Raw genomic sequence first — 20,581 nt, 5'->3', positions numbered from 1 at the left:
TATCCAGTGGAGTTTCAGGCGTCGCCGATCGTTTCGGCGAAATGGCAGGCGGTTATGCCCGATCCGACCGGGCGGAGCGCCGGCTTCTCTCGGCGGCAAAGCTCGGTCGCGTGCGGGCAGCGCACGTGGAAAGGGCAGCCGGGCGGGATGGCAAGAGGGCTCGGCAGTTCGCCGACAAGTGCCGGCGCGCGACGCCTGGCGCCTGGGTCAAGCGACGGTGCGGCAGCCAGCAACCCCTTGGAATAGGGATGCATCGGCTTTGAAAACAGCGCCTCCGACGGGCCGATTTCGACGATGGCGCCGAGATAGATGACGGCGACCCGGTGCGAGACATGGCGCACGAGCCTGAGATCATGCGCCACGAACAGCACCGTCAGGCCCAGCTCGTCCTGAAGCTCGATCAGCAGGTTGACGACCTGCGCCTGCACCGAAACGTCGAGCGCGGAAACGAGTTCGTCGGCGACCAGACAGGTCGGCTCCAGCGACAGCGCCCGCGCAATGCCGATGCGCTGGCGCTGGCCACCCGAGAATTCGTGCGGATACTTGTCGGCGGCGCCTTTGGGCAACCGCACCAGCTCCAGCAGCTCGTCGACCCTTCGGTCGATCGCCGCGCCCTCGCGCATGCGATGCACCGTGATCGCCTCCCGCAAGGTGTCACGCACGGTCATGCGGGGATTGAGCGAGGTGTAGGGATCCTGAAACATCATTTGGACGCGCCGGTTATAGGCGCGTCGCCTCGCTCCCTTGAGGCCGACGACGCTCTCGCCCTTAAACAGAATATCGCCTGATGTCGGCCGGTGCAGGCCGGCGATCAGGCGCGCGAGTGTCGACTTGCCGCAGCCGGATTCGCCGACGATCCCGAGCGTCTCGCCGGGCATCACATCGAGATCGATGCCGTTGACCGCCGAGACGACCTGCTGCGGGCGCCGGGCGAGCGTGTCGGACAACGAACGCCGTTTCTCGAACTGGATCGACAGCGCACGGAGCGAGAGCAGGGGCGGTGCACTTATCTGGGCAGGAATGGTGGTCATTGCGCCGCCTCCCGCGGTCCGAAATGCGCTTGGGCGTCGTCAAGATGGTGGCACGCAACCAGCCGCGACGAACCGCTTGCTGCGAGCGCGGGCCGAATGTCAGGACATTCGCGACCAGCGACCGGGCAGCGGGCGCTGAAGGCGCAGCCGGGCGGCAGCGCATTCAGTGCCGGCGGCGCACCGGGAATGGAATAGAGCGGTGTTCGTGGCGCAACGTCACGCGGGATCGAGCGCAGCAACCCGAGAGAATAGGGGTGACGCGCATCGGCGATCACATCGGCAGCCGTGCCAATCTCACAAAGCCTGCCGCCATACATGACGGCGACACGGTCGCAGGTCTCGGCAACGACACCCATGTCGTGGGTGACGAGGATGACCGCCATTCCGAGATCGCGGCTCAGCGACTGGATGAGCCTGAGGATCTGGTCCTGGATGGTGACGTCAAGCGCCGTCGTCGGCTCGTCCGCCAAAAGCAGGTTCGGATTGGAGGCGAGCGCGATGGCGATCATCACCCGCTGACGCATGCCACCGGAGAACTCGTGCGGGAAATCGTCGAGACGATTGCGCGCACCGGGGATGCCGACGAGATCGAGCAGTTCGATCGCCCGAGCCTTTCGCGCCCTTGCGTCGAGGTCCGTATGCGCCACGAGGTTTTCGGAGATCTGCAGGCCGACGCTGAGCAGCGGATTGAGCGACGACATCGGCTCCTGGAAGATCATCGCGATTTCGCGGCCGCGAATGCGCCGCAGACGCGTCTCGTTCAGCGGTACGAGATCCTGGCCGTGCCAGAGGATTTCGCCGGCGACACGGCCGCGCGGCCGGATGATGCCGAGGATCGAGCGCAGCGTGATGCTCTTGCCCGAGCCGGATTCACCGACAAGCCCGAGGATTTCCCCCTGCCCCACCTGGAACGAGACGTCGTCGACGGCGACCAGTGGGCGGTCATGCGGACCGAACTCGGTGCGAAGGTGCCTGACGTCGAGCACGACAGCTTTTTCTGTGCTTTTCATCTCAGCGCCCCTTTGGTCGAAGCAGGTCGGCAAGGGCGTCGCCGACGAGGCTGAAGCCGAGCCCGGTCAGAACGATGGCGATGCCCGGCATCAGGCTCATCCACCAGGCCGTCATCAGGAAGTTGCGGCCCTCGGCGATCAGGACACCCCATTCTGCTGCCGGCGGCTGCGCGCCGAGGCCGAGATAGCCGAGCGACGAGCCGAGCAGGATGGCGAGCGCCATGTCGGTCATCCAGTAGACGAGGATCGGCGAGATCGCGTTTGGCAGAAGATGGCGGAAGATGATGCGGCGATCGGAATAGCCGAGCACCCTGCCGGCGGCAGCATAGTCGTTGGCCTTCTGCGCCATGATTTCGGCTCGGGTCAACCGGGCGTAATAGACCCAGTTCACCGCGGTGATCGCCACATACATGTTGACGAGGCCGGGACCGAGGACGGCGACGATCGCGATCACCAGGACCAGGAACGGAAAGGTGATGATCGCATCGACGCAGCGGCCGAAGATCACGTCGGCAATGCCGCCGTAGTAGCCGACAAAGGCGCCGACGGTGAGCCCGATCAGGAGCGCGAAGATCGTCGCGAAGAAGGCCATCTGCATATCGACCCGATAGGCCCAGATGACGCGCGAGAGCACGTCGCGGCCGAAATTGTCGGTACCGAAGGGATGCGCAAGGCTCGGCCCCTGCTGGATCGCCTGCAGATCGAAGGCGAGCGGATCGTAGGGCGCAAAGACCTGGGGGAACAGCGCGAATGCGAGGGACAGGCCGAGAATGGCGATGCCGACGACGAAGGACGGGCGGGTGAAGGCGCGCGCCAGAAATGCGGCCAGCCGTCCCCGCGTCCGCGGATGGGTTTGGGTCAGGACCGTCATGATTGGCGAAGCCTCGGATCGAGCAAGGATTGCACGACGTCCGTCAGCAGGAAGACGACGGAGACGAGCACGGCGAAGGTGAGCGTCAGGCCCTGGATCAGCGGATAGTCGCGGGCAAAGATCGCCTCCAGCATCAGCCGGCCGACGCCGGGAATGGCAAAGACCGTCTCGGTCACCAGCGTGCCGCTCATCAGGTTGCCGATCGACAAGCCGAGCAGCGTCACGGTCGAGACGAGCGCATTGCGCAGCACGTGCCGTGTCATGATGATCCGCGGCGAAAGACCCTTGGCCCGCGCGAACTGCACGTAGTCGGCGTCGAGCACCTCGATCAGCGAGGCCCTGAGATTGCGAAGGATGATCGCCGAAGTATAGAGCGCGACGCTGAGTGCCGGCAGGATCAGATGGTAGAGATTGGCAAGAAAGGTCTTGCCGTAGCCACCGACAGGAAACCAGCGCAGTTGCGCCGCCAACACCGTCAGCAGTAGGAGCCCGATATAGAAGACGGGCATGGAAAGGCCGACCTGAAAGACGCCGCGGATGGCGACATCGACCGGGCTGTTGACGCGTGAAGCCGCGAGAAACGCCAGCGGTCCCGCGAGAAAGACCGCGAGCGCGACCGAATAGAGCGCCAGGAAGATCGTCGTCGGCAAGCGGCTGAGAATGACCTCGGTCACCGGCGCTTTCAGCATGATCGAGCGGCCGAGATCGCCGGTCAGCGTGTTCTTGACGAAGACGAGGAACTGCATCGGCAACGGCTGGTCGAGACCGAGATTGTGCCGGATCTGTTCGAGCTGGGCATCGGTCGCCTTGGCCTCGGCCATGGCGATCGCCGGGTCGCCCGGCAAAAGGCGCACGAGCAGGAAGATGAAGACCATCACCAACAGGAACGTCGGGATGATCTGCAGCAGCCGTGCCACGAGATAGGAAAGTGAGGGCATGGTTCCAACCTTCAACGGAAAACCGGGCGGCTTGCCGCCCGGCTCTCTCTGATCGTTCCGCTATCAGTCGGCGCGCCAGGCTTGCGAGAAGTCGTTGGCGCCGAGCGGCGTCTGGACGTAGCCCTCGATCGACTTGGAGACAGCGACGGCGAAGGGCGTTTCGAACAGGAAGAGCAGCGGCGCTTCCGCCGCGTAGATTTCCTGCATGCGCTTGTATTCGTCCTTGCGCTTGGCCGGATCGGTCTCGACGTTGGAGGCTTCGAACAGCGTGTTGAATTCCTGGTTGTTCCAGCCCGTACCGACGGCCTGGCGCTGCTTGTAGTAGCCGAGCCAGCCGGTCACCTGCGCCGGGTCATTGACGTCGTTCGCCCAGCCGTAGGTGTGGATATCGAAATCGCCGGAGCGGTTCTTCTCGCCGCGCGTCGGGTTGTCGACCTGCTCGACCTTGAGATTGACACCGAGCGGCGCCCACATCTGCTGGAGTGCGGTAAACAGCGTCGCATCGTCAGCGCTGCCTGCAAGCGTGGTGAGCTTCACCTCGAAGCCGCCGCTAAGACCGGCTTCCGCCAGCAACTGCTTGGCCTTCTCCGGATCATAGGGATAGAGCGGCTCGGGGCCATAATGAAGCTGCGTCGCCGCAGACATCAGCGAGGTCATCGGTTTGCCGGTATCGAAGGTCACGAGCTTGATCAGCACGCTCTTGTCGGTCGCGTAGTTCAGCGCCTGGCGCACCTTGATGTCCGCAAGCGGGTTCTTCGCGCCGTCCTTCTTCGCCTCGCGCGTATTGATCGGTGCATAGACGATGCGGGTCGATGGGAAGAGCTCCATCTTCAGGTTCGGATCGGCCCCGAGTTCGCCGACGCGGGCAAAGGGAATGAACTCGGCCGCGTCGACTTCGCCGGCCTGCAGCTTGAGGATGCGGGTCGCATCATCCGGAATGACGAGGAATTCCACCCGGTCGAGATAAGGCAGCGGCTTGCCGTCTTCGCCCTGGCGCCAGTAGTTCGGGTTGCGCTCGAAGCTCATGCTCGAGCCCTGCACGTGGCTCTTCATGACGAAAGGCCCCGAAGTGACTGGACCGGCAGTGAAGAAAGCGCGCGCCTTTTCCTGATCCGTGGCACCTGCCGCCTTTTCGAAGGCCGCCTTCGGCATGATGCCGGTATTGAAGGTTGCGAGGATCGAGATGATCGTCGGGTCGGGGTTCTTGAGCGACACGGTGATCTTGTTGCCATCGGCCGTGACCTTGTCGACAGCGCCGAGCAGCCCGGCCCAGGGACCGAGTTCGGCATTGCGCGCCCGGTCCAGCGAGAAGACGACGTCAGCGCCGGTCAGTTCCGAGCCGTCGGAAAATTTGAGGCCGCTTCGAAGCGTCAGGGTAATGGTCTTGCCGTCAGCCGAAACCTCGTGAGCCTCGGCGAGACCCGGCACGATCGAACCATCGGGGCCGTTGCGCAGCAGCGTTTCATAGAGACCGTTCACCATCCAGAGATCGGGATTGCGGTCGGCATAGACGGGATCGATGACGGTCGAGTCGTCGTAGCGCGCGAATGTCATCGCGCCGCCGCGTTCGATCGCAAATGCCGAGGTGGCCGCAAGCAGCCCCAGTGTCGTGCCGAGCAGGATAGGCAGTATACGTTTCATCTCACTCCTCCTTTTGACCGCAGCCGCCATCGATCGTGCGTCGAACACGCTTATTGGATATTGGATCCAATTTTTCTTAGTGTTTTTTGCCGCCGACGGATTGCCGCGAAGACGTTCTTGTAGTTCCCCTTTTCAAGAAGGCTGGCATTCGATCTGATCGGCTTGCCGAACCAACTTTAGTTGGACTAAAGTACATCGACAGACGTGAGTCAAGCGGAAAGAAAATCATGCCACTGAAGATCGAAGAGGCGCCCGAAGCCCATGAATGCGCCTCCCTCCCCGAAACCGCGACGCCCGCCTCGCTCGGGCAGATGCTGAGAGCCCGTCGCAAGGAAATCGGTAAGACGATGAAGGACGTGGCGCGCGAAGCCGGTCTGACGGAGGGCTTCATCAGCCAGATCGAGCGCGGCATCTCTACTCCGTCACTGATCTCGCTTTACAACGTCGCAAACGCGCTTGGCACCAGCGTCGATACTTTCCTGTCGCAGCCGCCGCAGCATTCGCATTCGATGGTTTCGCACGCGGGCAAGCGCACCGGCTACAATGTCGAGACCAAGGAACGCGTCTACGAACTGATCGAGCGCGGCTTTCCCGGTGCGGCACTCAACGGCTGCATCACGCATATGCCCGAAGGCTACGCCTCCGAACTGACCAGCCACGAGGGGGAGGACTTCCTCTACCTGATCGACGGCGAGATGCTCTACGAGATCGACGGCAAGGAATATCTGCTAAAGGCCGGCGACACGCTGCACTTCCCGGCCTCGCTGCCGCATCGCGCCCGCAATGTCGGCGCGGGACCGGCCCGAGAACTCTGGGTCGGCACCACCCGGATCATAAAGGAAGACTGAGCCAGCAGGCTTGGCCTAAGGGTCGTTGCCATAAGGTACGGGCCGCAACCAGGCGGCCCGCAAATGCAGACGTTACTGTTTGCGCGGCCAGGTATCGGCGAGGCGGTAGCCGGCCGGCCACGGATCTGCCGGGTCGAGCATCACCTGGTGCGTGCCGGTGATCCAGGCACGGCCGGAGATTTCCGGCACGATCGCCGGGCGCCCGCCGACGGTGGCTTCACCGACGATCCGGCAATCAAACGTCGAATCAATGATGGAATGGCCGCTGAAGCGCTGGCCGACCTTCATCACCCCACGGGCATGCAGCACCGCCATGCGCGCCGAGCAGCCGGTCCCGGTCGGCGAACGATCGAGTTTGGCCGGCTGGATCACAACGGTGTTGCGACCGTGCAGGACCCCGTCCCTTTCCTCGATCGGCAGCGTCAGCTGGCAGAAGGAGATATGGTTCCATTCCGGGTTTTCCGGATGGGTGAAGCCGAGCTGCTCGTTGGCAGCGCGCGTGATCTTGATGCCGGTTTCGGCAAGCTCCCGCGCCTCGTCCGGCGTCACCGAGAAACCGAGCGCCCGTGCGTCGGTGATGACGAAGCTGTCGCCGCCATAGGCGGTATCGACGGTCAGAGTGCCCAGCCCCTCGACCTCAAGCTTGGCGTCGAGCTTGTCGGCAAAGGACGGAACATTGGTGACGGTGATCCGCTCGGCCTTGCCGTTGCGGCACTGGGCAACGACGTTGACCAATCCGCCCGGCGCTTCCAGCACCATGTGCGTTTCCGGCTCCTGCATCGGTACGATGCCGCTGTCGAGCAGCACGGTCGAAACGCAGATCGAGTTGGAGCCGGACATCGGCGGCGTATCCTCGGGCTCCATGATGATGAAGCCCATGGTCGCACGCGGGTCCTTCGGCGGGACAAGCAGGTTGATGTGACGGAAGACGCCACCGCGCGGCTCGTTGAGCACGAAATTGCGAAGCGTCTGGTCTTCGGCGATGAAGCGACGCTGTTCCCAGAGCGTGTTTCCGGGCGGTGGCGCAACGCCGCCGACGATGACGTCGCCGACCTCACCCTCCGCGTGGCAGGAAACGATATGGACGACCTTGTTGCTGCGCATGCCCTTGCTCCTTCCGTGCTGGTGGACGGGCGCCACCCGGACGCGCCGACGCCCTTCGCATCGACCGCCGTCCTACATTACCGGAATGATCGCGCGACGGCGCAGAACCCGGCGAAAAGACTCATAGAAAAATTGGATCCAATATACAATCTGAAATATTCGAAATCGCTGCGAGCACCCAACGCCTCTGTTGCCCGACGCCAGGATTGGACCTATGACCATTGACCAACAGCGCGAAAACGCTTCAGAATTCGCCGATCCGGAAGGTTTGGCCAGCAGGGTTTGAACACGATGAAACTCGATGCCGTCGACGTCAGGCAAGCCGCCTCAGCCGCCGATATCGTCTATGAGGCCTTACGCAAGGCGATTATCGAAGGCGACATCGCCGAGGGCGAGAACCTGCGCCAGGACCACATCGCCCAGATGTTCAACACCAGCCGCATCCCGGTACGCGAGGCACTGTCGCGACTAGAGCAGCACGGCCTGATCACCACCGAACGCTACAAGGGCGCCGTTGTCGCCGGTCTTTCGATCGAGGAGATCGAGGAAATCTTCGATTTCCGGGCGCTCATCGAGGCCGAAGTCATCCGTCTTGCCGTGCCCAATCTCGACCGCCGCACGCTGGAGCTTGCACGCCAGCATTGCGAGGAGTTCGAACAAGAGGACAACTCCGACCGTTGGGGCGAAATCAACCGCAACTTCCACTACAGTCTCTACGAGGCAGCGCGGCGTCCTTACTACCTGCAGATCGTCCGCGCCTCGCTCGATCGCATCGACCGCTACCTCCGGGCGCAGTTGACGCTGACCTCAGGCGTCGCCCGGGCGCGTCGCGAGCACAAGGCGATCCTGGATGCCTGCATGGCGCGCGACGCCGAGCGCGCGAGTGCGCTGACGCGTGACCATATTTTGGACGCCGGCCGTTCATTGACGATCTTCCTCAGAGAACAACGAGGCTAGCGGCGCAGGTTCGCCGCGCCCCGGGCCATCTGTCATAATAGTTTGATTTACATATCGTTTTATCTTGTTTCATTCTGGATCGGTATTTGATCCTTCACTCCCGGACTCCCGCTCAAATTGCACGGCGCGTCGACCTCTCCTCGGTTGACAAGCGGAGCGGAAGCCTGAAAAGTGAAGCCCCTATCGAGACCGGCAGCGTTGGGAGGACTTGATGTCTGTGCGCGCGTTTTTCGGCCTTTCCACCCTCTTCTTGTCGATTTTGACCGCCGGCATCCCCGCCGTTGCCCAGGAGAGTGGACGGCAGATCGAGATCACCAAGGACGGCGACTATTTCGGTTTCGACCTCCGGACCGAACAGAACGTCTCGCTCGACGAATGCCAGCAGACATGCATCGCGGATCAGGCCTGCCGCGCCTTTACCTACAATCCCAAGGTGAAGTGGTGCTTCCTCAAGTCCGACTATAACCAGCTCAACACCTTCCCCGGTGCCGTCGCCGGAAAGGTCGTGCAGCCGCAGGCCACACAAGCCGACATCGGGGCGCCGCCGCGCCTGAAATTCCTGTCGGATCAGATCCTGCAGGATGCCCGCAACACCAAGGCCAATCTGGCGCTGGCCGACGACCAGCAGGGCATGGGCGTCAATACGCTCATCGACATGGCGCGCGGCCAGGCCGGCATGGGCAATATCGAAAATGCGCTGAAGGCCTTCCAGGGCGCGCTGGCGATCACGCCCGATGACGCCGAGCTTTGGCTGGAGGCGGCGCGCACGGCAAACCGCATCACCAACAATTCGGCCGTGTCAATGCAAGCCGCGATCGCGGCGATTAACGGCTATGAACTGACCCGCACGACCGAAAGTCGAGCGCATGCGCTTGCCGTCATGGCGAAATCGCTCGAAGGCGCCGAAAACTTCCGCGCCGCCTTGAACGCCTACAAGGCGAGCCTGGAACTGGTGAAGGCGAAATCGGTCGAGGCGGCCTATCTCGATCTCAAGCAGCGCAAGGGCTTCCGCGTCGTCGAACATACGATTGATTCCGATGCTGCAACGCCGCGCGCCTGCGTGCAGTTCTCCGAGCAGCTTTTAAAGAGCGGCGCCGATTATGCCTCCTTCGTCACCGTCAATGGTGCCGCTCCGAAGGCGCTGGAAGCCAAGGGCGACCAGATCTGCATCGAAGGCCTTTCGCATGGCGAACGCTACAAGCTGACCCTTCGCACCGGCCTGCCCTCCACTGTCGACGAAGTGCTTGAGGCGCCGGTGACACTCGACATCTATGTCGCGGACCGCGCCCAGATGGTGCGCTTCACCGGTGACAGCTTCGTGCTGCCTTCGACCGCACGCCGCGGCATCCCGATCGTTTCGGTCAATACCGACAGCGCCAAGCTGAAACTCTACCGCGTCGGCGACCGCAGCATCGCCCAGGTGCTGCAGAGCTCGCAGTTCCTGACCCAGCTCGACGGCTACAGCGCGCAGCGCATCGAAGACGAAATCGGCGAACTCGTCTGGCAGGGCTCGATCGACATCGAGCGTGACGTCAACAAGGAGGTCGTTACCAGCTTCCCGGTCGACGAAGCGTTGCCTCAACGCAAGCCCGGCGTCTATGTCCTGACCGCCGCACCGACCACCGGCGTCAGCCAGGAATGGGACGCCCGCGCGACGCAGTGGTTCGTCGTTTCCGATATCGGCATCTCCACATATGCCGGCACCGACGGGCTGAACGTCTTCGTACGCTCGCTGGCCACGGCCGAGCCTATCGAAGGTGTGGAACTGCAGCTCGTCGCCAAAAACAACGAGATCCTCGGCACGGCGGTGAGCGATGGCGATGGCCGCGTCACCTTCACGGCGGGCCTGATCCGTGGCACGGCCGGCCTGACGCCTGCGGTGATCACCGCCAAGAAGGGTGAAGACGATTACGTCTTCCTCGACATGAGCCGCGCCGGTTTCGACCTTTCCGACCGCGGCGTCACGGGCCGCGCGGCTCCCGGCGCCATCGACATTCTCGCCTGGACCGAGCGGGGAATCTACCGCGCCGGCGAGACGGTGCATGCAGCAGCGCTTGCCCGCGACGTCGATGGGATGGCGATCGAGAACCTGCCGCTGACCTTCGTCTTCCTCCGGCCGGATGGTGTCGAATACCGCCGCATGACCAGCGCCGGTGGCAAGCTCGGCGGCCATACGCTTGACCTCGATACCCAGGCAAACGCCATGCGCGGCACCTGGACGATGCAGATCTTCACCGATCCGAAGTCGCCTGCGATCGGCGAGAAGCAGTTCCTCGTCGATGACTTCGTGCCGGATCGCACCGAGTTCGACCTCACCAGCGACGCCAAGGAAATCGCCGTCGGCGAAACAGCAAGCGTGGCTGTCGACGGGCGCTATCTCTATGGCGCACCGGCCGCCGGTCTCGAACTCGAGGGCGAAGTGACGATCAAGCCGACGCGCGAAAGCGCTGCCTTCAAGGGTTACTCCTTCGGTCTCGCCGATGAAGAGGCGAGCGAGGACACGCGCCTGCCGCTCGAGGAACTTTCGCCACTCGACGAGGAAGGCAAATCCAGCTTCGACGTCCTGCTCGACGAAGTGCCCTCGACCACGCAATTGCTCGACGCAACCGTGACCGTGCGCATGCGCGAAGCTGGCGGCCGCGCCGTTGAGCGTTCGCTGAAACTGCCGGTGCGCGCCGAAGGCCCGATGCTCGGCATCAAGCCGGAATTCGAAGGTGAACTCGCCGAGAACTCGGTCGGCAAGTTCCGCGTCATCGCGGTGGATCCGGACGGCAGCAAAACCGCGATGCCCGGTCTCTTGTGGAAGCTGATCAGCGTCGAGCGCAATTATCACTGGTATCGCGACGGCAGCGCCTGGAAGTACGAACCCGTCGTCACCACCAAGCAGGTGGCAAACGGCAGCGTCGACCTGACAGAAGACGGCGGCGAGATTACCGTGCCCGTCGGTTGGGGGCGCTATCGCCTGGAAGTCGAGACGGCTTCGGTCGATGGCCCGACCTCGAGCGTCGAGTTCGACGCCGGCTGGTATGTCGCCGCAACTTCGACGGAAACCCCTGACGGCCTGGAAATCGCGCTCGACAAGGAGAAGTATGCGGTCGGCGACACCGCCAAGCTCAAGGTCTCGCCGCGCTTTGCCGGCGAACTGCTGGTGACCGTCGGCACCGAGAACCTGATCACGACGCAGACGGCTTCGATCGCCGCGGAAGGCGGCGAGGTCGACCTGCCGGTCACCGCCGCCTGGGGCGCCGGTGCCTATGTCACGGCCACGCTCTATCGGCCGGGCGATGCGCAGGAAAGCCGCATGCCGATGCGCGCCATCGGCATCAAGTGGCTCTCCGTTGATCCGGCCGAGCGCAAGCTCGCCGTCACGCTCGACGCGCCGGAAAAAATGGAACCGCGCAAGGCTCTCGACATCAGCCTCCAGGTCGCCGGTGCCGGCGCCGATGAGGAAGCCTATGTAACGATCGCTGCCGTCGACGTCGGCATCCTCAACCTCACCCGCTACGAGCCGCCAAATCCGGAAGCCTGGTACTTCGGCCAGCGGCAGCTCGGCCTCGAAATCCGCGACCTCTATGGCCGCCTGATCGACGGCTCGCTTGGCGCCACCGGAAAGTTGCGCACCGGCGGCGACGGCGGCCAGGTCGCGCTCCAGGGCAGCCCGCCCACGGAAAAGCTGGTCGCCTTCTTCGAAGGACCGGTGCAGCTTGACGGCGACGGCAAGGCCACCGTCAGTTTCGACATCCCGCAATTCAACGGCACGGCGCGGCTGATGGCCGTTGCCTGGACAAAATCCGGTGTCGGCCACGCCACCCGCGACGTGGTCATCCGCGATCCGGTTGTCGTCACCGCCAGCCTGCCGCGGTTCCTGGCGCCCGGAGACCGATCCGAGCTGAGGCTCGACATCGCCAACACCGATGCGCCGGCTGGCGACTACCAGATCCAGGTGACAACCAGCGGCCCGGCAACCGTGGAACAGCCGGGAACGGGCAACACGGTAACCCTGGATCAGGGTGGCCGCTCTTCCATCACCCTGCCGGTGGTCGGACAGTATCCTGGCAACGGCGTCGTCACCGTGGCGCTGACCGGTGCCAACGGCCTTTCTCTCGAACAGTCGCTCGATCTGCTTGTGCGTCCGGCAACCCTGCCGGTGACACAGCGGCAGGTGGTCGCGATCGCGCCGGGAAGCAGCCTGACGATCGACGGGCAACTGCTCGCCGACAGCATCCTGCAGGGCGCTTCGGTCAATCTCAGCGTCACCCGCTCCGCCGCCTTTGACATGCCGGCGCTGCTGATGACACTCGATCGCTACCCCTATGGCTGCACGGAGCAGACGACCAGCCGCGCGCTGCCGCTGCTCTACCTCAGTGAACTCGCCAAGCAGTCCGGCCTTGCCGATGACGAAGGCGTGACGAAACGGGTGCAGGAGGCGATCTACCGCGTGCTTTCTAACCAGTCGTCGTCGGGCAGCTTCGGCCTCTGGGGTCCGGGCTACGGCGACCTCTGGCTCGACGCCTATGTCACCGACTTCCTGACCCGCGCCCGCGAGCAGAAATACGACGTGCCGGAGGCCGCGATGGTTCAGGCCCTCGAAAATCTGCAGAACGGCGTCAGCTACGACACCAATGTCAAGGATCGCGGCAACGAGATCGCCTATTCGCTCTACGTGCTCGCCCGCAATCGGAAGGCCGCGATCAACGATCTGCGTTACTACGCCAATACGCTGATCAATGACTTCCCGACGCCGCTCGCCAAGGCGCACATCGCCGCGGCGCTCGCGCTCTACGGTGACGCTCAAGGCTCGCAGGATACGTTTGCCAATGCGGCGAACATGTCGACGGGCCTCGTCAATGTCAGCCTGTCGCGCTCCGACTACGGCTCGTCGCTGCGTGACGGCGCGGCGGTGCTCGCGCTCGCGGCCGAAAGCCGACCGGTCCCGCCGATCGTTCCGGAGCTATCGAAAATGGTCGCCCGCGAATGGGAGCAGAAGACCTATACCAGCACCCAGGAACAGGCTTGGATGCTGCTTGCCGCCCGCGCCATCCAGAACGGCGACGAGGACATGGCGCTCGCAGTCAACGGCGCATCGAAGACCGGCAGCTATGCCGCCCAGATGACCGGCGACGCGCTGACCACCCATCCGGTCGTGATCCGCAACCAGGGAGCTGATCCGGTCTCGGCCGTCGTCACCACGGTCGCGGCTCCCGCCCAGCCGCTTTCGGCCGGCGGTGACGGCTTCACCATCGAGCGCACCTACTACACGCTGGACGGTGCCGAGGCCAACGTCATGGAAGCACGGCAGAACGAGCGCTACGTCGTCGTCCTGAAGATGACGGAGGCCAACGACTGGCCGTCGCGCGTGCTGGTCACTGACCTGTTGCCGGCCGGCTTCCAGATCGACAATCCGAGCCTCGTCGACAGCGCCCAGCTCAGCAATTTCGAGTGGCTCGGCGAAATCACCGCGACCCACACGGAGTTCCGCAACGACCGCTTCGTCGCGGCACTCGACCGCAGCACCGGGGCCGGCCGCGAGGTCACGCTTGCCTATGTGGTGCGCGCCGTGACCCCCGGTGTCTACGATCATCCGGCCGCAACGGTCGAGGATATGTACCGGCCGCAGCTTTCGGCCCGCACCGCGACCGGACGCATGGAGGTGTTGGCCGCGCAATAGGCTGGATCATGTCGATTGGGCGCAAACTGCTGATCGCCTTGCCCGTCTGCTTGCTTCTGACGGGGCTGACGGGCTTTGCGATCGAAAAGGCCGACGAGGCCTTCCCGCCTCCGCTTGCGGAGGCGGGCGTCGTCTCACGGGAGGTGGACGACGCCAATGGGCAGTTGCTGCGCGCCTTCGCGACACCCGCCGGCCTCTGGCGGCTGAAGACGACGGTCGACGATGTCGATCCGCAGTTTTTGAAGATGCTGATCGCCTACGAGGACCAACGTTTCGAGGAGCATTCCGGCGTCGATTTCCTGGCGCTCGGCCGCGCCGCGCTGCAATTCGTCAGCAACGGCCGGATCGTCTCGGGCGCCTCGACGCTCTCCATGCAGGTCGCGCGGCTGATCGAACCGCGGCAGCAGCGTTCCATCACGGCCAAGCTGCTGCAGATTGCCCGTGCGATCCAGATCGAGCGACGGCTATCCAAGGACCAGATCCTCAATCTCTATCTCACTCATGCCCCCTATGGCGGCAATATCGAGGGCGTACGTGCAGCAAGCCTTTCCTGGCTCGGCAAGGAGCCGAAGCGGTTGACCGCTGGCGAAGCAGCCCTGCTCGTCGCGCTACCGCAACTGCCGGAAAAGCGCCGCCCGGACCGCAACCACCCGGCCGCCGTCGCCGCCCGCGAACGGGTGCTCACTCGCTTGGCGGTTGCAGATGTGATCGGAGACGGTGAAGCGGAGCGCGCGATCGCCACCTCCGTCCCCTCGCGACGGCTGCAGCTTCCCGCCTATGCCGCCCATCTCGCCGAGCGGGCGTTGCGCAAGGATCCGCAGGCGGTTCGGCACCAGACAACCCTACGCCTTGCCGTTCAGCGCAACCTCGAAGCCGTGGCAAGGGATGGCGCTACCAAGCTGGGGCCGAAGGTTTCGGTCGCCATGGTGATGGCCGATGCGAAGACCGGAGAGATCGTCGCTTCGGTCGGATCGGCCGACTATTTCGATGCGCGCCGCTCCGGCTGGATCGACATGACCCGAATCACGCGCTCGCCGGGTTCGACCCTGAAACCTTTCATCTACGGCCTTGCTTTCGAAGAAGGGCTCGTCAGCCAGGAGACGATCATCGAGGATCGGCCGGCGGATTTCTTCGGTTATCGCCCACGCAATTTCGACATGAGCTATCAGGGCGATGTCAGCGTGCGCGAGGCGCTGCAATTGTCCCTGAACGTGCCGGCGATCCGCCTCCTCGACGCTGTCGGCCCCGCCGAGCTGATGATGCGCTTCCGCCGTGGCGAGGTGAAACCGGCGCTTCCCGCTGGCGAAGCGCCGGGACTTGCGATCGGTCTTGGCGGTGTCGGGCTTTCGTTGCGTGATCTCGTCCAGCTCTATGCCGCCCTCGCCAATCGCGGCTTCCCGCTGCGGCTCGGTGACGGCGTCGATGGTAAGCCCGGCCTGATCGAAGCCGAACCGCTGCTGTCTCCGGTTGCCGTCTGGAATGTCTCCGATGCGCTCTCCGGCGTGTTGCCGCCGACCGGCAGCCGTCAGCGTGGCATCGCCTACAAGACCGGCACCAGCTATGGCTACCGCGATGCCTGGTCGGTCGGCTATGACGGCCGCCATGTGCTCGGGGTCTGGGTCGGACGGCCCGACAACGGCGCGGTTCCCGGTCTCACCGGCTATGGCAGCGCCGCCCCCATTCTCTTCGAAGGCTTCGCCAAGTCAGGCTTCGGCATCGCGCCACTGCCCGATGCGCCGGCCGGTGCAATCCGCATTTCGCAGGCGGAACTGCCGATCAGCCAGCGCCGTTTCTCGCTGACTGCGAGCGGTCTCGTCAATGCCTCTGCCCGCGAACCGGCGCCGCAGATCGTCTTCCCGCCCGAGGGGGCGCGCGTCGAACTCGGCATGGACCACCAGGCAATCTCGCCGCTAACACTCAAGCTCCAGGGCGGGCGAGCACCGTTCCGGTGGCTTGCCAACGGTCGGCCCTTGCCGGAGCTGAGCCGTCGCCGGGTGACACAATGGCAGCCGGACGGCGTCGGCTATTCGACACTGACCGTCATCGATTCTGTCGGCCGCGCCGCCAGCGTGCGCGTGTTCATCCAGTAGCAGTGCTACGCTCACGCACCGCGTCGCCGGCCACCATCGCTTCGATCTCCTCCTCCAGCCGCGCCGCATCGAGCGGCTTGTGCAGGAGTAGATAGCCGCTTTCGGTCACCTCCTTGAGCCGCGCCGGAGATGTATCCCCGGAGAGGATCAGGGCCGGCACGTCCCGACCGAAATAGCGGCTGACGTCACGAATGGCTCCGATCCCCGTCTGCCCGTCTTCGAGACGATAGTCCGTGAGGACGAGGTCGACCGGCGCCTCATTCTGGCTTGCGGCCTTGGCGTGCTCGCGGCAGGCCGCTGCGGCGGAACGACCGGCATAGACGCGGTAGCCTAGCGTTGTCAGGAGCAATGCCGTCGCGTCCAGCGCGTCCCGCTCGTCATCAATGACGATGATGCCGCCGTTCTGCATAGCGGCAGTCGGGCCCGCGCGGTCGCTCTGCTGGACAAGGCGCGGCGCGGTCACCGGCACGATGATGGAAAAGGTCGAGCCGCGGCCTTCCTTCGAGACCACTTTGACCCGATGTCCGAGCAGTGCCGCGGTCCGCTCTACGATCGCAAGCCCCAGACCGAGCCCTTGCGTCCGGTCGCGCGCCGGGTTCGCGAGCTGGACGAACTCCTCGAAGACTGCCTCCTGCTCAGCCTTAGGGATTCCAACCCCCGTGTCCCAGACCTGGATTTCCACCTCGGCGCCACGGCGCCTGCAACCGAGCAGGACCGTGCCGGTCTGCGTGTAGCGAAAGGCATTGGAAATCAGATTGTCGAGAATCCGCTTCAGCATCATCGGATCGGTATCGACCCAGATGTCCGTCGTCATGACACGCCAGTCGAGCCCCTGCCCGCCGGCAATGCCAGCATATTCCGCCTTGAGATCGGAGAACAGTCGCCGCAACGCGACCGGCTCGCGCGCCACGGTCACGACACCGGCATCAAGCTTGGAAATATCCAGCAGGGCGTCCAGCAGACCGCTCAGATTGCCGATTACCGACCGCGCACGCTCGGCGAGCTCACGGGCACTTCTTGCCGGCACGTCGCCATTGCGACCCAGCGCGCCAAGCGTCGAGATGAAAAGGCCGAGCGCGTGGATCGGCTGGCGCAGATCGTGGCTGGCAGCGGCCAGAAAGCGCGATTTGGCGCGATCCGCACTTTGCGCCCTGTCGCGCTGTTCCTGCAGGCTGCCGATCAGCGACAGGTTTTCGAACCGGAGCCTTGCCGTTTCGGCGAGCGTCCGGTGGGTGACGCGGCTGTAATAGAGGTCGACCCCGAACAGACAGGTGGTGAAGATCAGATAGGTATCGTAGAGCGGCCCCTCGCCCAGGAAGCAGCGGATCGCGAATGGCAGCAGGATCGCTACCAGCGAACCGGCATAGGCCAGCGGAAAGGCCGACAGCGACGGCACCGCACCGCTGGCAATGCCCGTGATCACGATGCAGATGAAGGCAAGCGTCTGCGGCTCGTTCGGATGGAAGGCAAACCAGCCAAGCGCGCCCCAGAGGCCGCTCGAAATCCACGAAAGCAGCGTGAAGCGCCAGGCCCACCGGCGCCAGTCCCGGCTCCGCGCCTCACGTTTCTGCCGCCGGTAGCGCCAATCGAGAAGGATGCGGGCGATGGTCAGCAGGTAAAGTGCTGCGACCCAGGAAAGCAGGAGCTGCTCGGACAACAGATCGCGCAGGACATAGGCAACCGGCAGTGGAATTGCAAAATTGGCAAAAAGCACTGCGTAAGATTGACGAAATAATAAGTCTATCAGGAGAGGTTGCAGCTGTTCGCGAGTCTCCATTGCCGCTCTTCTCCCCGTATTGCGCGGTATCCGCTGAGAAATGCCCGAATTCGATGAAGGATTGCTTACATGCGCAAGCTACTGACGGTCGTGGTGGCCGACGATCACGCTATCGTCCGCGAAGGCCTGAAGCTGCTGCTCTCCACCATGGATCATGTATCGGTGGTTGCGGAGGCTGCCGACGGCGAGGCGCTGGCGAGCATCGTTCGCGCCGGTAGCACCGACCTGGTGATCCTCGATCTCGGCATGCCGGGCGTCGCTGGCGTACAGTTCATCAGCGAACTCAGGGCCATCGCCCCACGCATGAAGATCCTGGTACTGACCGCCAACATCGAGCCGCGAACCGTGCGTGCCACGATCGCAGCCGGTGCCAGCGGCTACCTGACGAAGAGCGGGGATCCGGCGGAATTGACTGACGCGCTTGATGCCATGCTGCGGAGCGAAATCTATCTCAGCCAGTCCGTGCGCTTTGCTGTCGACGATCCGCGCAGCCACCAGCCGCCTCCGGTGACCGACGTGGCCCTTTCGCCCATACCCCTCACCCGGCGCGAGATGCAGATCCTGTCGCTCGCGGCACAAGGGCTGACGTCCCGTGAAACCGCCGATCGCTTGGGCATCAGCCCGCTGACGGCGCGCAAACACCGCGAAAACCTGATGCGCAAGCTCAGCCTGCACAACGCGGCGGAGATCGCGGCCTATGCGGTGCGCATCGGCCTGCCGATCGGCTGACGTCCCCATTTCCTCTCCTTAGCCCGCGACGGTCACACTCCCTTAACCACCACATCATAGGTGCCGCTGCCGCGACGCCGAAATACGGCACCTGCCGTATATCGCCCAGACACAACCAGGAGTAGTCTTCCCGCCACATCGCGCCACGAAAACCGTGGCCCGGCGAAACGACACCGGCCCCGCGAGGGCCGGCCATATCGGGAGGAACCGCCATGCCTTCGGTGGAGCACTGGATTTCGTTCGCGCTGGCAACGGCGATCTTCGCTTTCATGCCTGGCCCCGCCATCCTCTACATGACGGCGCAAACATTGGCGCATGGTCGAAAAACCGGCCTTCTCGCGGCACTTGGCATCCATCTCGGCTGTTACGTTCATATCGCCGCCGCGGCTCTCGGCCTCGCCGCACTGCTTCACCACGCGCCGGTTCTCTATGCGGCGATCAAGCTTGCAGGCGCCGCCTATCTCGTCTGGCTCGGCGCAACCATGTTGCTTGGACTTGGCAAGCACTCCGCCCATACGGACGCGGTCAAACCGGGGGTACTGCGCGACAGCATCGTGGTCGAGATCCTCAACCCCAAGACGGCGCTGTTCTTCGTGACCTTCCTGCCGCAATTCGTCGATCCCGCGGCCTCGATTTCGGTATCGGCGCAGTTCCTGATGTTCGGCCTGCTGGCGAACCTTGCCTTGTCGGTGGCGGACGTCGCAGCGGTGTTCCTCGCTTCGTTCACGCTTGGGCGCTTCGCTGACGGCGACGGCCGTCTGGTGCCGCGCGCCTGTGGCTCGATCCTCATCGGCCTCGGCCTGATGCTCGCGAGCCAACCCATCTGATCGCCCGAAGACGGCCCGTGCCCACGTCACGAGCTTGGTGTATCCTCAAACACACTGAAGTCGAGGGGCGCACCATGCTGAATGCAACCGAGATCGCCAAGGCCACTGAAAGCCTGCATCAAGCAGAGCACGATCGAAAGCAGATCGGACTTCTATCGCTCAAGCACCCTGAGATGACCGTCGAGGACGCCTATGCGATCCAGGCGGCCTGGGTCCGGCGCAAGCGCGAGGATGGCCACCGCATCATCGGCTGGAAGATCGGGCTCACCTCCAACGCCATGCAGCAGGCGCTCGGCATCGACACGCCGGATTCCGGCGTGCTCTTCGACAATATGCTGTTCGACGACGGTGCAACCATACCCGCCGAACGCTTCATCCAGCCACGCGTCGAAGCCGAGATCGCCTTTATCATGAAAACCGGGCTCAAGGGCCCGCGCGTCAACATCGTCCAGGTGCTGAACGCTACCGACTATGTGATGCCGGCGCTGGAAATTCTCGACAGCCGCATCGTCCGCACGGATCCGAAGACAAAGAAGGCGCGCACCCTCGTCGATGCGATATCCGACAACGCCGCCAATGGCGGTCTCATCCTGGGCGGGCGTGCTGTGCGTCCCGATACGGTCGACATGCGCTGGATGGGCGCGATCGTTTCACGCAATGCGGTGATCGAGGAGACGGGGCTGGCCGCCGGCGTGCTCAACCATCCCGCTCGCGGCATCGCCTGGCTTGCCAACCGGCTGGCGCAGTGCGGCGACGCAATCGAACCTGGTCAGATCGTACTTTCGGGCTCCTTTATCCGCACCCTCGAAGCCAGGAGCGGCGACACGATCGTCGCCGACTTCGGCGCCTACGGCTCGGTGAGCTGCCACTTCGCATGAACGTGGACGATGACGGGCGCGGCACGCCCGTCACGCTGTTTCACTGCACCAGGATGGCGCGGAAATCGTTCACATTGGTGCCGGTCGGCCCCGGCTTGAAGAGATCGCCGAGCGCATCGAACGCCGACCAGCTGTCGTTCTTCTGCAAGAGTGCTGCCGCATCGATGCGTTGTGCGACCAGCCTTGCGATCGTCGTGTCATCGGCAAAGGCG

At 63.9% G+C, this 20,581-nt stretch carries 16 protein-coding genes; 8 read left to right on the top strand and 8 right to left on the bottom strand.

Going from position 1 to position 20,581, the window contains the following annotated elements:
• Positions 1-14: 14 nt before the first annotated feature.
• From I8N66_RS06955 to I8N66_RS06935, 5 genes are all read right to left on the bottom strand, one after another.
• The gene (locus I8N66_RS06955) at positions 15-1,031 is read right to left on the bottom strand and encodes an oligopeptide/dipeptide ABC transporter ATP-binding protein (protein ID WP_291151361.1); all 1,017 of its coding nucleotides are present in this window, start codon (positions 1,029-1,031) and stop codon (positions 15-17) included.
• A complete protein-coding gene (locus tag I8N66_RS06950; protein WP_291151358.1) occupies positions 1,028-2,041 on the bottom strand; it encodes an ABC transporter ATP-binding protein in 1,014 nt (337 codons plus the stop codon). Before I8N66_RS06950 ends, I8N66_RS06955 begins: the two co-directional genes overlap by 4 nt.
• A gap of 1 nt (position 2,042) precedes the next feature.
• Positions 2,043-2,912, bottom strand: a complete 870-nt coding sequence (locus I8N66_RS06945) for an ABC transporter permease (RefSeq protein ID WP_291151355.1) — start codon at positions 2,910-2,912, stop codon at positions 2,043-2,045.
• Complete coding sequence (locus I8N66_RS06940; RefSeq protein ID WP_291151352.1) at positions 2,909-3,850, bottom strand: ABC transporter permease; 942 nt, start codon at positions 3,848-3,850, stop codon at positions 2,909-2,911. The genes I8N66_RS06945 and I8N66_RS06940 overlap by 4 nt, the downstream gene beginning before the upstream one ends.
• 63 nt (positions 3,851-3,913) lie before the next feature.
• On the bottom strand, positions 3,914-5,491 hold the full coding sequence (locus tag I8N66_RS06935; protein WP_291151348.1) for an ABC transporter substrate-binding protein: 1,578 nt from the start codon (positions 5,489-5,491) through the stop codon (positions 3,914-3,916).
• 227 nt (positions 5,492-5,718) lie between these two features.
• Between I8N66_RS06935 and I8N66_RS06930 the strand changes: the two genes are divergently transcribed.
• The gene (locus I8N66_RS06930; protein ID WP_291151345.1) at positions 5,719-6,339 is read left to right on the top strand and encodes a cupin domain-containing protein; all 621 of its coding nucleotides are present in this window, start codon (positions 5,719-5,721) and stop codon (positions 6,337-6,339) included.
• A 72-nt stretch (positions 6,340-6,411) separates the two neighbouring features.
• On the opposite strand, the gene I8N66_RS06925 is transcribed toward I8N66_RS06930, so the two are convergent.
• Positions 6,412-7,443 carry a proline racemase family protein gene (locus I8N66_RS06925; protein ID WP_291151342.1) on the bottom strand — a complete coding sequence of 344 codons (1,032 nt, stop codon included), beginning with the start codon at positions 7,441-7,443 and terminating at the stop codon, positions 6,412-6,414.
• On the opposite strand from I8N66_RS06925, the gene I8N66_RS06920 reads away from it, so the two are divergent.
• From I8N66_RS06920 to pbpC, 4 genes are all read left to right on the top strand, one after another.
• Complete coding sequence (locus I8N66_RS06920; protein ID WP_291151339.1) at positions 7,420-7,668, top strand: hypothetical protein; 249 nt, start codon at positions 7,420-7,422, stop codon at positions 7,666-7,668. The two genes, I8N66_RS06925 and I8N66_RS06920, sit on opposite strands and share 24 nt — an antisense overlap.
• Positions 7,669-7,734: 66 nt before the next feature.
• Positions 7,735-8,400, top strand: coding sequence for a GntR family transcriptional regulator (locus I8N66_RS06915; RefSeq protein WP_113535218.1), 666 nt, complete (start codon positions 7,735-7,737; stop codon positions 8,398-8,400).
• Positions 8,401-8,617: 217 nt separating this feature from the next.
• Positions 8,618-14,068, top strand: coding sequence for an alpha-2-macroglobulin family protein (locus I8N66_RS06910; RefSeq protein ID WP_291151396.1), 5,451 nt, complete (start codon positions 8,618-8,620; stop codon positions 14,066-14,068).
• Between the two features lie 8 nt (positions 14,069-14,076).
• The gene (gene pbpC, locus I8N66_RS06905; protein WP_291151336.1) at positions 14,077-16,158 is read left to right on the top strand and encodes a penicillin-binding protein 1C; all 2,082 of its coding nucleotides are present in this window, start codon (positions 14,077-14,079) and stop codon (positions 16,156-16,158) included.
• Here the strand turns inward: pbpC and I8N66_RS06900 are convergent.
• Entirely contained in the window at positions 16,148-17,872 is a 1,725-nt protein-coding gene (locus tag I8N66_RS06900) for a hybrid sensor histidine kinase/response regulator (protein WP_291151333.1), read from the bottom strand. The two genes, pbpC and I8N66_RS06900, sit on opposite strands and share 11 nt — an antisense overlap.
• 132 nt (positions 17,873-18,004) lie before the next feature.
• Here I8N66_RS06900 and I8N66_RS06895 point away from each other — a divergent pair, with 132 nt between their 5' ends.
• From I8N66_RS06895 to hpaH, 3 genes are all read left to right on the top strand, one after another.
• Positions 18,005-18,664, top strand: coding sequence for a response regulator transcription factor (locus I8N66_RS06895; protein WP_291151330.1), 660 nt, complete (start codon positions 18,005-18,007; stop codon positions 18,662-18,664).
• Positions 18,665-18,876: 212 nt separating this feature from the next.
• On the top strand, positions 18,877-19,491 hold the full coding sequence (locus I8N66_RS06890) for a LysE family translocator (protein ID WP_291151327.1): 615 nt from the start codon (positions 18,877-18,879) through the stop codon (positions 19,489-19,491).
• Between the two features lie 74 nt (positions 19,492-19,565).
• Positions 19,566-20,369: a 2-oxo-hept-4-ene-1,7-dioate hydratase gene (hpaH, locus tag I8N66_RS06885; protein ID WP_291151324.1), complete on the top strand. Its 804-nt coding sequence runs from the start codon at positions 19,566-19,568 to the stop codon at positions 20,367-20,369.
• 40 nt (positions 20,370-20,409) lie between these two features.
• On the opposite strand, the gene I8N66_RS06880 is transcribed toward hpaH, so the two are convergent.
• On the bottom strand, positions 20,410-20,581 hold a 172-nt coding region (locus I8N66_RS06880; protein ID WP_291151393.1), incomplete at its 5' end, for an MOFRL family protein.

Source organism: Ensifer sp. SSB1 (assembly GCF_016652895.1).
Lineage (GTDB): Bacteria > Pseudomonadota > Alphaproteobacteria > Rhizobiales > Rhizobiaceae > Ensifer.
The sequence above is the reverse complement of the archived record's forward strand: the minus strand, read 5'-3'. Positions and strand labels throughout refer to the sequence as shown.